The sequence below is a fragment of the Paenibacillus sp. BR2-3 genome, assembly GCF_046529485.1.
In the GTDB taxonomy this organism is placed as follows: Bacteria; Bacillota; Bacilli; order Paenibacillales; family Paenibacillaceae; genus Paenibacillus_AQ.
The window spans coordinates 2113460-2126564 of the sequence record NZ_CP126311.1; the positions used below are offsets into that span (position 1 = coordinate 2113460).

Annotated in this window: 16 protein-coding genes, 4 pseudogenes and 1 other annotated feature; of the genes and pseudogenes, 18 read left to right on the forward strand and 2 right to left on the reverse strand. The window is 49.9% G+C overall.

The window, feature by feature from the left end:
* Window position 1: 1 nt before the first annotated feature.
* The 12 genes and pseudogenes from PaeBR_RS09960 (at window position 2) to PaeBR_RS10015 (ending at window position 5983) form a co-directional block, all read left to right on the forward strand.
* Entirely contained in the window at window positions 2–1381 is a 1380-nt protein-coding gene (locus PaeBR_RS09960) for a sensor histidine kinase (protein WP_410514659.1), read from the forward strand.
* 201 nt (window positions 1382–1582) lie between these two features.
* Complete coding sequence (locus PaeBR_RS09965) at window positions 1583–1894, forward strand: metal-sensing transcriptional repressor (protein ID WP_410514660.1); 312 nt, start codon at window positions 1583–1585, stop codon at window positions 1892–1894.
* 91 nt (window positions 1895–1985) lie between these two features.
* Window positions 1986–2846: pseudogene (locus PaeBR_RS09970) on the forward strand (MATE family efflux transporter).
* On the forward strand, window positions 2816–2995 hold the full coding sequence (locus PaeBR_RS09975; RefSeq protein ID WP_410514661.1) for a hypothetical protein: 180 nt from the start codon (window positions 2816–2818) through the stop codon (window positions 2993–2995). The pseudogene PaeBR_RS09970 and the gene PaeBR_RS09975 overlap by 31 nt, the downstream one beginning before the upstream one ends.
* Window positions 2996–3149: 154 nt before the next feature.
* On the forward strand, window positions 3150–3419 hold the full coding sequence (locus PaeBR_RS09980; RefSeq protein WP_410514662.1) for a DUF2933 domain-containing protein: 270 nt from the start codon (window positions 3150–3152) through the stop codon (window positions 3417–3419).
* 24 nt (window positions 3420–3443) lie between these two features.
* Window positions 3444–3587 (forward strand): annotated as a pseudogene (locus PaeBR_RS09985) (sigma 54 modulation/S30EA ribosomal C-terminal domain-containing protein); the annotation flags it as partial.
* 31 nt (window positions 3588–3618) lie between these two features.
* Window positions 3619–3957: a class I SAM-dependent methyltransferase gene (locus PaeBR_RS09990; protein WP_410514663.1), complete on the forward strand. Its 339-nt coding sequence runs from the start codon at window positions 3619–3621 to the stop codon at window positions 3955–3957.
* Window positions 3944–4165 carry a hypothetical protein gene (locus PaeBR_RS09995; protein WP_410514664.1) on the forward strand — a complete coding sequence of 74 codons (222 nt, stop codon included), beginning with the start codon at window positions 3944–3946 and terminating at the stop codon, window positions 4163–4165. Before PaeBR_RS09990 ends, PaeBR_RS09995 begins: the two co-directional genes overlap by 14 nt.
* A 25-nt stretch (window positions 4166–4190) precedes the next feature.
* Window positions 4191–4451, forward strand: coding sequence for a metal-sensitive transcriptional regulator (locus tag PaeBR_RS10000; protein WP_410514665.1), 261 nt, complete (start codon window positions 4191–4193; stop codon window positions 4449–4451).
* Between the two features lie 120 nt (window positions 4452–4571).
* Window positions 4572–5519 carry a cysteine synthase A gene (gene cysK / locus PaeBR_RS10005; protein ID WP_410514666.1) on the forward strand — a complete coding sequence of 316 codons (948 nt, stop codon included), beginning with the start codon at window positions 4572–4574 and terminating at the stop codon, window positions 5517–5519.
* A 71-nt stretch (window positions 5520–5590) separates the two neighbouring features.
* A pseudogene (locus PaeBR_RS10010) lies at window positions 5591–5752 on the forward strand (S-layer homology domain-containing protein); the annotation flags it as partial.
* Between the two features lie 15 nt (window positions 5753–5767).
* The gene (locus PaeBR_RS10015; RefSeq protein ID WP_410514667.1) at window positions 5768–5983 is read left to right on the forward strand and encodes a YHS domain-containing protein; all 216 of its coding nucleotides are present in this window, start codon (window positions 5768–5770) and stop codon (window positions 5981–5983) included.
* On the opposite strand, the gene PaeBR_RS10020 is transcribed toward PaeBR_RS10015, so the two are convergent.
* Entirely contained in the window at window positions 5980–6303 is a 324-nt protein-coding gene (locus PaeBR_RS10020; RefSeq protein ID WP_410514668.1) for a hypothetical protein, read from the reverse strand. The genes PaeBR_RS10015 and PaeBR_RS10020 overlap by 4 nt on opposite strands.
* Before the next feature lie 119 nt (window positions 6304–6422).
* Here PaeBR_RS10020 and PaeBR_RS10025 point away from each other — a divergent pair, with 119 nt between their 5' ends.
* From PaeBR_RS10025 to PaeBR_RS10035, 3 genes are all read left to right on the forward strand, one after another.
* Complete coding sequence (locus PaeBR_RS10025; RefSeq protein ID WP_410514669.1) at window positions 6423–6752, forward strand: metal-sensitive transcriptional regulator; 330 nt, start codon at window positions 6423–6425, stop codon at window positions 6750–6752.
* 28 nt (window positions 6753–6780) lie between these two features.
* Window positions 6781–6981, forward strand: a complete 201-nt coding sequence (gene copZ, locus PaeBR_RS10030) for a copper chaperone CopZ (RefSeq protein ID WP_410514670.1) — start codon at window positions 6781–6783, stop codon at window positions 6979–6981.
* A 91-nt stretch (window positions 6982–7072) separates the two neighbouring features.
* Entirely contained in the window at window positions 7073–9508 is a 2436-nt protein-coding gene (locus tag PaeBR_RS10035) for a heavy metal translocating P-type ATPase (RefSeq protein ID WP_410515140.1), read from the forward strand.
* Here PaeBR_RS10035 and PaeBR_RS10040 read toward each other — a convergent pair.
* A pseudogene (locus tag PaeBR_RS10040) lies at window positions 9444–9897 on the reverse strand (iron chelate uptake ABC transporter family permease subunit); the annotation flags it as partial. The gene PaeBR_RS10035 and the pseudogene PaeBR_RS10040 sit on opposite strands and share 65 nt — an antisense overlap.
* An 87-nt stretch (window positions 9898–9984) precedes the next feature.
* Between PaeBR_RS10040 and PaeBR_RS10045 the strand changes: the two are divergent.
* The 3 genes from PaeBR_RS10045 to metG all read left to right on the forward strand — a co-directional run bounded on the left by PaeBR_RS10045 (window position 9985) and on the right by metG (window position 13088).
* Window positions 9985–10443 carry a Fur family transcriptional regulator gene (locus PaeBR_RS10045; protein ID WP_410514671.1) on the forward strand — a complete coding sequence of 153 codons (459 nt, stop codon included), beginning with the start codon at window positions 9985–9987 and terminating at the stop codon, window positions 10441–10443.
* A complete protein-coding gene (gene yidD, locus PaeBR_RS10050; RefSeq protein WP_410514672.1) occupies window positions 10440–10709 on the forward strand; it encodes a membrane protein insertion efficiency factor YidD in 270 nt (89 codons plus the stop codon). The genes PaeBR_RS10045 and yidD overlap by 4 nt, the downstream gene beginning before the upstream one ends.
* Window positions 10710–10748: 39 nt before the next feature.
* Window positions 10749–11008 (forward strand) — a binding site (T-box leader).
* A gap of 46 nt (window positions 11009–11054) precedes the next feature.
* A complete protein-coding gene (gene metG / locus PaeBR_RS10055; protein WP_410514673.1) occupies window positions 11055–13088 on the forward strand; it encodes a methionine--tRNA ligase in 2034 nt (677 codons plus the stop codon).
* Window positions 13089–13105 lie beyond the last annotated feature (17 nt).

Consider the following 13105-nt stretch of genomic DNA (forward strand, 5'->3'; position numbering starts at 1 on the left):
GATGCCGATACGATTGCGTTTAACGCTATGGAGCTGTCTGATCTTCGGCTTTTTGTTGGCTGCCATCACAATTTCCATCTATCTTGTGCACAGCACCTCCAATTATAAGGAACAGGATCGCATTCTTTCCAAAATTTCCCTTCACATCCGGGGAGAGTTGGAAAAAGAGATAAAAGAAGGCGGATCATTGTCCGAGGCGCGATTTTCTTTAGAGAAATTTTCCTTGAACGGGGTCTACGTGCTGATTAATGATGCCTCCGGCAATTATATCGCAGCAAGTCTCAATCCGTTTCGTGCTCCTGACGCTCCGCTCCCCGATCTCCGTAAAATGAAGCGGAATTTGCACACGTTCACGGATCCGGAGTTTGGCCGTTTTCGTATGATGGTGACGCCCGTGTGGGATGCCGATCGTGTGGTCGGCTATATCCAGGCGGAAATTTCCTTAAAGCAAATCGATACCTCGCTGGCACGGCTGAAGTGGTTGATTTTCTTCGTAACCTGCACCGGTCTGTTTCTGGCCGCGGCCGGCAGCTGGTTTTTGGCCCGTAAAGCATTAAGCGGGGTTGAAATCATCAGCCAGACCGCACAAGCGATTGCCGTCTCCCAGGGCTTTGATCGGAGGGTCTTATACACGGGTGCCAAAGACGAATTAAGCCAGCTGGCGGAAACATTCAACGAAATGCTGGAAAGCCTTGAAAATGCGTTTGTCAGCCAAAGGCGTTTCATCGCTTACGCTTCCCATGAACTCAGGGCGCCGCTTACAACCATCCGCGGCAACTTGGATATCTTGCAAAGAATGAAAAATATTCCTCCCGAGGACCAGGTTGAAATTCTCGGTGACACCCGTAGGGAAGCCATTCGTATGTCGAAGCTGGTGGCGGATTTGTTGTCGCTTGCGCGCGCCGATGCCGGACAGGAGATCCGCATGCAGATCGTCGATCTGTCCAAACTGTTAAAAGAAGTGGAATCTGAGATTCAAGCCTGGGATAAAAAAGTAAGCATACAAGCCGAATGGGAACCTTCTGTCATGACCTGGGGAAACGAGGATCTGCTCAAGCAATTGCTGCTCATTTTGGCAGAGAACGCGGTTCGCTATACGCCGGAAGGAGGCCATATTATGCTTGCAGCGTATTTGGATTCAAGGCATTGCGGCATTCGTGCAGCCGACACCGGCATTGGAATCGATCCGCGGGATCTGCCTAATATTTTTGAGCGTTTTTACCGCAGCGAGTCGGCCAGGATGCATTCATCGGAAGGCTCGGGCCTCGGCCTGTCGATTGCGAAGTGGATTGTGGAACTCCATGGCGGCAATATTATCGTGACAAGCGTTCCAGGTGAGGGAAGCGATTTTCAAGTGAGACTGCCCAAGATCAAGGAATGATCCGGAGATGGAATTGTAATACCCGCCTGTTCATATAGAGCCCGCGGTCGGTTTGTCTCTCGCATCATCGTCACTTTGATCATATATACTTCTTAACCAGGCGGTTATACAGGCAAAGGCAGCTCAAATGGGCTGCTTTTTTCATGTTTTCACATAACCCCCCCGGGGGGATATAATGACCTTGGAAAAATAATCCGAAATATGGAGGTTATCATGAGCGAGATGAAGAATGAGCACCACCACGATCACGAGCATAAGTACAGAAAACAGATCATCAATCGACTGGCGCGAATCGAGGGGCATATGCGCTCCGTTAAGGAAATGGCAGTGAACGGGCGCGACTGCTCTGATATTCGATTACAAATCGCGGCTGTACGGAAAGCGTTGGACAACGCGGCCAAGCTGCTGCTCAAAGATCACCTGGAAAGCTGCGTCGTAGACGCCGTACACCGGGGGGATCAGGATAAGGTGCTGGCCGATTTGAATAAAGCGCTGGACAACTACATTCGTTAAGGAAGTGATTAGCGTGTCAGATACAGTCTCCGTTGGCGATACGAGCTATAAACAAAAAGTAAAGATAATATTGGCCTTAGCCGTGCCCGCTATGATCGAAAACCTCTTGCAGACGGTGGTGGGCTTTGTTGATACCTTGTTTGTCGCCAAGCTGGGATTGGTTGAAGTGGCCGCAGTCGGCGTAACTAATGCCATACTTGCGGTTTATCTTGCCGTGTTTATGGCGATGGGAGTAGGTGCGTCTTCCATGATCGCAAAAAGTGTAGGCGCCGGTGATTGGGAAAGAGCAAAGGCCATAGCCAGCCAATCCTCTTAGATTTCCGCTGGACTAGGAGTCATATTCGGCCTCATTACGCTCTTTTTTGCCGAGCCCTTATTGCGCATTATGGGAGCCGAACCGGACGTGCTGGCGGAAGGGGTTGTGTATTTCCGAATTGTCGCCATGCCGTCCATCTTCATTTCATTGATGGTCATCTTCGGAAGCATCTTGCGCGCTGCAGGAGATACAAAAACGCCGATGAAAGTCGGCATTTGGATCAACCTTATCCATATTATTTTGGATTATGTGCTGATCTTCGGTTTCCTTGGCGCAAATGGCTGGGGAATTGCCGGAGCGGCTTGGGCGACCGTTATTGTGAGGATGATCGGAACCGTAACGCTCTACCTGTATATCCGAAAGTCGAAGCTTTCATTTTCGTTATGGAGAGGGACGTCAAGCGAATTTACCTCACCGCTTTTGCGGCTTTCAGGTCCCGCGGCGGCGGAGCGCCTGATTATGCGGTTAGGTCAGGTGCTGTACTTTGGCCTGATCGTTCGAATCGGAACGGATGCATATGCGGCTCATACGATTGCGGGTAACATTTGGCGATCGGTCTGGTGCTGGCCGGCGCTTTGCAAGGTGCGGGAGACACAAAAAGTCCAATGTACAGTACAGCGCTGGGCATGTGGCTGATCCGGGTAGTCGGTGTTTATGTTTTGTCCATCCATTTTGAAATGGGAATAGCGGGTGTTTGGCTATCGATTGGAATCGACCTTATGGTTCGTGCCGTTTATCTATACTTGAGATTTAGTAAGAAAATGCGGCCGGATCGTCATGATTAATTTGCCGTCCGGAGTTGTCGGTCATGATGGAAGTACAAAAACAAACGATCCGGCTCGTATTTGCAATTCTTAACAAATTTTAAGGTTGCTATCATTTGCGTCTAATTTCCATTGCTTACAATAGGATCAAGCAAGAAAAAGGAGGAAGATTCACATGGCAGGTTACAAGAAGTTACTGTTAGGCACGGCCGTTATCGCAGCTATCGTCCTTATTGCATTGCAGAAGTGGGAGTGGCTTCTGTTTGGCGCCCTTCTTGCTTGTCCTCTCATGCATTTGTTCATGCACGGGGGACACGGGGGACACGGGGGACATGGAAGCCATCAGGGTCATGGCGCACAGAAGGAAGAGGGGCAGCGTACACCTCAAGACAGCGGTTCCCACTCCCACTCCGGGAGCCGGCATGGCGACAAGAGCTGCCATTAACCTGGGGTCCACCTTTTACATCCATTGAAGCCGATCGACATAGAGGAAGCGATACTTGAAATGAATTTGTTGGATCACAGCTTCCACCTATTCATTAACAGCGAAACGGGATCGGTGGAGGTTGTGTATAAGCGTCTCGACGGAACGTACGGACTGATCACCTCTTAGGGTGACTCTCCCCCGGAAGGAGGGACATATCTTGAATCGTGAAGCAACGGAAACAATCAAAAGACGGTATGACCGTATGGCCCCGATGTTCCACAAAATGGACGATAAAAGCATGAAAGATTTACGAAAAAACCTTCTTGCCGAAGTCAAAGGCAGCGTATTGGAGTTCGGGGTGGGAACCGGGGCAAACCTGCCTTATTACCGAAGGGATATCCGGCTTACAGGTATCGATTTTAGTCCAAACATGCTTCAATATGCCCGGGAAAAAGCGAAGTCGCTGGATTTTCCGGTAACCCTGCTCGAAATGGACGTCGAACAACTCGAGTTTCCCTTGGGTATGCAAGCGGGAAGGGCAGGTGCTCCTGCTTGAACATATGCGCAGTGAAAATCCGGTTATCGGCAGGATCATGGACTGGCTCAATCCGCTAACCGTCCGGTTCTCCGGCGCAAACATCAATCGCCGTACTTTGGACAACATCGGCAGGGCGGATTTTTTGGTAGCAAAGAATGAAAAATTGTTTTTCACCATCGTACGCCAACTGGAATTATGCCCGATTAAGCAAACAGAAGGCTCTTGAAAGACCGACAATGGAGGTGAGAGGGGTGGAGACGTTACACGTTCCCGGCAGGCTTCGAATTATCGAAGGGCAGGTGCGCGGTATCATCAGGCTGGTGGAGCAGGACGGAAATCGTACTGAAATTCTACACCAAATCACAGCTGTACGTGCTGCGTTGGAACAAGTCGGCTTTATTTTGTTGCAAAATCACATCGAGCAATGGTGGGATCATTCTGTCCAACAAGGACCAATGGACGGAAAAATGGATGAACTGATTTCCATATGGAAGCAATTCTCGAAAATCTAAATTTGAGTACTACGGAATCTGAAACTCTTATAAAACTCTAAGGTTGATCACAGCGTCGTCTTAGTTTCGGCTGGTAGTTTTATATCTGTAAGAACAAATGAGGAGAAGGAGGCAACAAAAATGGCGCAATTGCTGCAGCGTCCCAAAGTCGCGCAAAACATTACGGAATTGATCGGCGGCACCCCGCTCGTACGCCTGAACAAGATCAGCGATCGGACCGGTGTTGAAGTTTTGGGGAAACTGGAGTATTTCAATCCGCTTGGAAGCGTGAAAGATCGAATCGGTTTTGCCATGATTGAAGACGCGGAGGAGCGCGGACTCATCGATAAGGAAACCGTCATTATTGAACCGACAAGCGGCAATACGGGGATCGCGCTTGCCTTCGTTTGTGCCGCAAAAGGCTATCGTTGTCAGTTGATTATGCCCGAAACGATGAGCGTAGAACGCCGAAATCTGCTTAAAGCATTGGGTGCGGAGCTGGTTTTGACCGAAGGATCCAGAGGAATGAAAGGGGCCATTGAAAAAGCGAAAGAACTGGCGGATCAGACGCCGAAAGCTTATTTGCCCCAGCAATTCCAAAACCCGGCAAATCCTGAGATCCACCGCCAAACGACCGCAGAGGAAATCTGGGAGGACACGGGCGGACAAGTCGATATTCTCATCAGCGGGATCGGTACGGGAGGCACCATAACCGGGATAACGGAAGTGCTTAAGCAGAGAAAATCGTCATTTTATTCCATCGCTGTGGAACCCGCATCTTCCCCGGTCCTGTCGGGTGGAGCCGCCGGACCGCATAAAATACAGGGAATCGGGGCGGGGTTTGTGCCGGAGGTGTTGAATACCGCTATATTCAATGAGGTGATACAGGTTACCAACGAAGATGCTTTCGAGGCATCAAGGACAATTGCCAGACAAGAAGGGATATTGGTAGGTATCTCTTCCGGAGCAGCTTTGCATGCCGCTGCGGCAGCCGCAAGCCGTCCGGAATATAAAGGAAAAACGATGGTTGTCATATTGCCCGATACCGGAGAAAGATACCTTTCCACTGCCCTGTACCAGGAAGGTTGAAAGCTGGACTGCAAATGGATGTTAATGAAACGATGAGATGGAAGAGTTCAATGTGAACGGATCTTCCCCAAACCGCCCGGAAAGCTGCAGCCTACCTGTTGGAGCAGAAGATACTCGTACCATCGGAAGAGCAAGACCTGCTTCGTCCTAACCAAAACATAACCAGGGCGGAAGCGGCGCGGATCGTCGCTAGGCTGATGCAGAAAAATTTGCTGGCCGCAAGCACGAAATAAAAGGAGGAACTCTGTATGAAACATAAGGAGAAAGATCCGGTATGCGGAATGGCGATAAGCGTGCAAGATGACACTTTACGTTCCGTTTGGCAGGAAACAACTTACTATTTTTGCGCATCTGCCTGCAAGGAAAAATTTGATGCTGATCCTGAACAATATGCCCAGCCACGAGAATGCTGCGGCAAGCATCAACATCCGGGTCACCGCAACCATGGAGAGTGCAGTCACTAATCTATCAGGAATAATGAGAAGACTGCCGAATACTCGGCAGTCTTTAGATTTTTCAAAATCATTTTTAAAGGAGTAATCTCGCCTTTGAATAGTAATTTATGGTCAGCGCGAAAGGCGGAATCGGCGATTACCGGGGTTAAGACATGAATTGAACAAAAGAATATACCAGCACGGCAACGACGAAACAAATACCTAGCAGCATATAGATTATTTTCCTTCCATACATCAGCACCACCGCTTTCCAACAAAGTAATTGTATGATCAGGAGCAGCATCTTTATTATTATCGCCAATAAGAACGCAAAGGGTAGACGTAATCAAATAGTTGCGAAAAAAATCTGCGGCATTGCCAAATAAATCTGATACATTTTATTTTAACAATCTGTTGACATACTCATGGGGGGTACTGTATATTTAAGTTGTGAGGTGATAAATGCTAAATGAAAAATGAATCTGAGCTTCAGGACAACGATTGCTGCGACACCGTCGGCGAGCGAAAAAGCCATCACCCTGATAAAACGAAATCCAATTTGGTTTCCCGACTCAACCGGATTGAAGGCCAGATAAGAGGCATAAAAGGCCTCATTGAAAAGGATACTTATTGTGATGACGTATTGAATCAAATTGCGGCCGTGCAGTCAGCATTGAATGGTGTAGGCAAGCTTTTGCTCCAGGAACATATGAAAAGCTGCATTGTCGAAAGGATACAGTCCGGCGACCAAGAGGTCATTGATGAACTGTTGGTAACCGTAAATAAATTAATGAAATAGTGCAAATTAAAATTTGGAGGGATACATGATGCAAAGCGTAACATTGAAAGTAGAAGGCATGTCTTGCGGGCACTGTGTGAATTCGGTTGAAGGAGCGGTAAAAAACCTCGGTGCATCAGCGACAGTTGACCTTGCCAATAATTCTGTATCAGTAAATTATGACGAGTCTAAAGTTTCTCTTGAAGCCATCAAAGAGGCGATCGAAGATCAAGGCTACGACGTCGTTTGATTGATCCGGAGCCATCAGATCGGTGGCTCCCTTCTTTTACTTAGATTTATACCCTACAGAGGTATAAAAAACGAAGAGACAGGTGATGAAAATGAGTACAGGTGCAGCTAATGCTGAAAAAAACGAACAAACCACCTTGCAGATTACGGGGATGACCTGTGCGGCTTGCGCGAACCGGATTGAGAAGGGCTTGAAGAAAATGGAGGGTGTCAAGGACGCTAACGTTAATTTCGCCCTGGAAAGAGCCTCCGTTACGTATGATCCGGAAATCGCGAATGTTGCTAAAATGGAACAAAATATCGAAAAACTAGGCTACGGTACCGTTAAGGACTCCATCGATCTTCAAATTACCGGGATGACCTGTGCGGCCTGTGCAACAAGGATTGAAAAAGGCTTGAACAAAATGCCCGGCGTCACAAATGCAAATGTGAACCTGGCGTTGGAAACGGCGCGCGTGGAATATAATCCGGCAAGCGTGTCCCTGTCCGATATGCAAAAAAAGGTGGAGCAGCTCGGCTACAAAGCGATGCCGAAGGCAGAGGTGGCCGATCCTGGGAAACACCGCGAAAAAGAGATTGCCAGGCAGAAGCGGACATTACTGATCTCTGCGGTCTTGTCCTTCCCGCTGCTTTGGGCCATGTTCAGCCATTTCTCCTTTATGTCATGGCTTTGGGCTCCGGATATTTTCATAAATCCCTGGTTCCAGCTCGCGCTCGCCACGCCGGTCCAGTTCTATATCGGCCGCCAGTTTTATATCGGGTCTTATAAAGCGCTGCGCAACAAGAGTGCCAATATGGACGTTTTGATTGCATTGGGTACGTCGGCCGCTTATTTTTACAGTATCTATCTCACTTTGGAATGGGTGCGGATGGGAGCGGGCCCGATGGGCCCTGCGATGTACTATGAAGTAAGTTCGATCTTGATTACATTGGTTCTTTTGGGCAAGCTGTTTGAAATCCTTGCCAAAGGACGGACTTCGGAAGCGATCAAGAAGCTGATGGGCTTGCAGGCAAAAACGGCGCTCGTCGTTCGTAACGGGGAAGAAATGAGCATTCCTGTTGAAGAAGTAATCGCCGGCGATATCGTCCTGGTAAAGCCGGGCGAGAAGATTCCGGTCGATGGCGAGGTAGTGGAAGGATCGTCCGCCGTTGACGAATCGATGCTCACTGGTGAAAGCATTCCGGTTGATAAGCGGATCGGAGACAATGTGATCGGCGCTACCATCAACAAGAACGGGATGCTTCGCATTAAAGCGACCAAGGTCGGCAAAGAAACGGCGCTGGCGCAAATCATTAAAGTAGTGGAGGAAGCTCAGGGCTCCAAAGCGCCGATTCAACGCGTGGCGGATGTCATCTCCGGCATCTTCGTGCCGATTGTAGTCGGGATAGCTGTGGTGGTTTCTTTACTCTGGTACTTTTTGTTCTCGCCGGGTGAATTTGCAACGGCGCTTGAAATCGGGATTGCGATCCTCGTTATTGCTTGCCCTTGCGCATTGGGATTGGCTACACCGACATCGATTATGGCAGGCTCCGGCCGTGCCGCGGAACTCGGCGTGCTCTTTAAAGGCGGCGAACATCTGGAAGGAACGCATAAGATTAATGCGATCATTTTGGATAAGACCGGCACGGTAACGAAAGGAAAGCCCGAGCTTACGGATGTGGTAGATGAGACGGGTAATGAACAGACTTTCCTGAGATGGGTGGGGGCAGCAGAGAAAAACTCGGAGCACCCTCTCGCGGAAGCGATTGTTAACGGGATTAGGGAAAAAGGAATTGATTTGCCTGCTACGGAGGAATTCGAAGCCATTCCGGGTTTCGGGATCCGCGCAGTTGTGGAAGGCAAAGAAATTTTAGCCGGCACACGTAAGTTAATGGCGAAGTTCGATGTATCGGCAGAGCCGGCTTTCAAAAAAATGGAGGCACTCGAGCAGGATGGGAAAACAGCGATGCTGATCGCCATTGACCGTCAATATGCGGGTCTCGTTGCCGTGGCGGATACCATCAAAGAAACGTCCAAAGATGCAGTGGCCCGGCTGAAAAAGATGGGCATCGAAGTCATCATGATTACCGGGGATAATAAGCGCACCGCAGAAGCGATTGCCAAGCAGGTTGGGATCGATCATGTGCTGGCCGAAGTGCTGCCGGAAGGAAAAGCTGAGGAAGTCAAAAAGCTCCAGGCGGCGGGCAAAAAAGTCGCAATGGTCGGTGACGGCATCAACGACGCGCCCGCTCTTGCGATGGCGGATATCGGCATGGCTGTGGGGACCGGAACAGACGTCGCGATGGAGGCGGCGGATGTCACACTCATGCGCGGCGATTTAAACAGTATCCCTGACGCGATTTATATGAGCCGCAAGACGATGACGAACATTCGCCAAAACCTGTTCTGGGCGCTTGCTTACAATTCGATCGGCATTCCGATCGCGGCTATAGGACTTCTTGCACCCTGGGTGGCAGGTGCGGCTATGGCTTTAAGTTCGGTATCGGTTGTACTGAATGCGCTTCGTCTGCAGCGGGTACGGGTATAATATAGGCTGGGGAGGAAGCGGTCATTACCCCTACCGGCACCTCTTTCGGAACGGCGACGAATCTGGCCCCGATGTCCGCCCCTATGAGAAGGATTGCGCCCAGGAACGCACTCGCCCAGCAGCAAAGTATTGATAGGACATGCCAGCAGAAAGGAGCCGATCCACGCCACGGTCATGTAAGGCAGCACTTGCGCGAGAAGGTCCAGCTTTCTCCCCTCGACCGAACCGGACAGCCAGAACAGCACTTCCTGAATGGATCGCTCGTCTATCAGCAGGAGCGTATGCGTGAACGAGGAGGCCAGTGCCCCCAACGCCGCACCGGCTAATGTGATTTTTACGGGCGACATCCCGCTGCGTCCAAGAGATCCCAGTGCGTATACGGCAACACCCACATAAGAGGGTTCATTCATTGACGGGGCATTTTTTTTCGGGCATTATAAGGAGAGTGTTACACAAATGTATTGGGAGATGAGCGTATGCTGTCGACAGAACGAATTTTGGAGGTCATGTCGGGGCAGGGACTGCGAATCACCGACCAGCGCAAAACGCTTGCCAAGTTATTCGGAGAGAGCTCAGGATATTTGTCAGCTAAGGATGTATATGAGCATATGGGACGTAAATACAGCGGACTCAGCTTTGATACCGTATATCGCAACCTTAGGGTCATGGAAGAGCTGGGTGTCCTTGAACAGGTAGTATTTGAAGACGGAGTCAAGTTCAAAGGGAGCTGCAATGAGCATCACCATCACCATCATATGATTTGCCTCCAATGCCAGAAAACCTATCCGATTTCCTTCTGTCCGATGAATATGACGGAAACTCCGGACCAGTTCCGGGTAGTCAAGCATAAATTTGAGGTGTTCGGTTACTGCAGAGAATGTGAAGAAAACCGGGAAGAGACGGTTACGGCAGGATATGCCGGTGAGGGTCAATGAATAGGGGAATCGGGCGCAAAACGGTTCAGCTACCTATCAAGGTGTACCGCAAATACATTTCTCCGTTGAAGCCGGCTACATGCCGTTTTTATCCAACCTGTTCCGCCTATGCGCTGGAAGCGGTTGAAGTTCACGGTCCAGTCAAGGGCTCATGGCTTGCCGCCAAGCGGATATCAAGATGCCATCCTTTTCATCCGGGAGGACTTGATCCTGTACCGCCACTCAAAGAAAGATCTACTAAAGAGGGCTCTGCCCGTATCACTTGACATCACGGCTCCCCTTTGGGTATATTTTCAATAATAGCTATAATTCCGACGAACGGATGAGTAAATCGGGACGACCATTACAGAGAGCCGGCAGGAGCTGAAAGCCGGTATGGAGTCCTTGTTGAAGATGGTCCGGGAGGAACTGTTTTCGAGCAGAGGACCCGGCCATAGGGTCTATGTTAGAGAACGGCGTGTTCCAGCGTTAATGGGCAGTTCGCAAACGGACTGATGAAGCCTGATCTCTGTGAGGAGACAGGGAATTTTGGGTGGTAACGCGTGAGTTTACTCTCGCCCCATAAAGGGGGCGGGAGTTTTTTGTCTTTTAAAGAAGAAAGGATGACGAAAATGAGTGAGAAGAAAACCTTTTACCTGACTACACCTATCTATTACCCGAGTGACAAGCTGCATATAGGGCATGCGTATTCGACAGTTGCCGGTGATGCTATGGCCCGCTACAAGCGGTTACGCGGCTACGAGGTGCGATATTTGACAGGAACGGACGAGCACGGTCAAAAGATCGAACGCAAGGCAGAGGAAGCGGGCAAGACCCCTCAGCAGTTCGTAGACGATATTGTTGTTGGAATTAAGGAGCTATGGCGCAAGCTGGATATTTCTAACGATGACTTCATCCGCACAACGGAAGAACGCCATAAAAAAGTAGTGCAGGATATTTTTGACCGTCTGCTGAAGCAGGGCGATATTTACAAAGGTGAATATGAAGGCTGGTACAGCATTCCTGATGAAACCTTTTATACAGAAACTCAATTGGTCGATATCGTGCGTGATGAAAATGGGGTAATTACCGGCGGTAAAAGTCCGGATAGCGGCCATCCAGTCGAGCTTGTGAAGGAAGCAAGCTACTTTTTCCGGATGAGCAAGTATGCCGACCGCCTGCTGAAGTATTACGAGGATAATCCGGAATTTATTTTGCCGGAATCGCGCAAGAACGAAATGATCAACAATTTTATCAAGCCCGGTCTGGAAGATCTCGCGGTATCCCGGACAACTTTTGACTGGGGCGTTAAGGTAAAGGGCGACGAGAAGCATGTAGTCTACGTCTGGATTGATGCATTAACGAATTATATTACAGCTCTCGGCTATGGTTCTGAGGATCGCAGCCTGTATGACAACTTCTGGCCAGCGGATGTACATATTGTAGGGAAAGAAATCGTCCGCTTCCATACGATCTACTGGCCGATTATCCTGATGGCGCTGGGCGAGCCGCTTCCCAAGAAGGTATTTGCCCATGGCTGGCTATTGATGAAGGACGGAAAAATGTCCAAGTCGAAGGGCAATGTAGTAGATCCGGTAACCCTGATCGACCGTTATGGGCTCGATGCGCTTCGTTATTATTTGCTGCGGGAGGTGCCGTTTGGCTCGGACGGAACGTTCACGCCGGAAAGCTTCGTTGATCGGATCAACTATGATCTTGCGAACGACCTGGGAAATCTGCTGAACCGAACCGGCGCGATGGTGGAGAAGTATTTTGGCGGAGAATTGCCTGAGTATGCAGGAAAAGTGACGGCATTCGACGGCGAACTGGAAGCAGCGGCACAGAGCACTTATGCCAAAGTGGAAGAAGCTATGGAAAAAATGGAGTTCTCTGTGGCGTTGACGGCTATCGGAGCTTTCATCAGCAGGACGAACAAATACATTGATGAGACCCAGCCTTGGGTTCTGGCAAAGGATGAAAGCCGGATAGCTGAACTGGCCTCCGTCATGAGACATCTCGTGGAAGGCTTGCGGACAGCTTCGATCCTGCTGCAGCCGTTCTTGACCGGTGCACCGGCCAAGATTTGGGAACAGCTGGGTATCCAGCCGGGTGAATTGACAACATGGGATAGCGGCAGAACCTTCGGTTTGATTCCGGCAGGAACAAAACTGGTTAAAGGCAGCCCGATCTTCCCACGCCTGGATGTGGAGCAGGAGGTCGCCTATATCGCAGAAGCGATGGGTGGAGGCAAAGCCGCAGAACCCGTAACGACAACAACTACAACGGAAGCATTGAATCAACCGGCAGCAGCGGGGGCATCTGAGCCTGAAGAAGAGCATAAGGAAGAAATAGGCATCGATGATTTCGCCAAGGCTGAGCTGAGAGTAGCTCAAGTCATTTCGGCGGAAGCGGTGAAAAAAGCCGACAAGCTGCTGAAGCTGCAGCTGGATCTCGGCTATGAACAGCGCCAGGTTGTTTCCGGAATTGCCAAGTTCTACACACCTGAAGAACTGGTCGGGCGCAAAGTAATCTGTATTGTCAATCTGAAGCCGGTGAAGCTGCGCGGCGAGCTGTCCCAGGGCATGATCCTGGCGGCTTCCAAAGGCGATCAGCTTACCATTGCTACGGTTCCCGACAGTATGCCGAACGGAGCGATTGTAAAGTAATGTGTAACTCAGGAGAG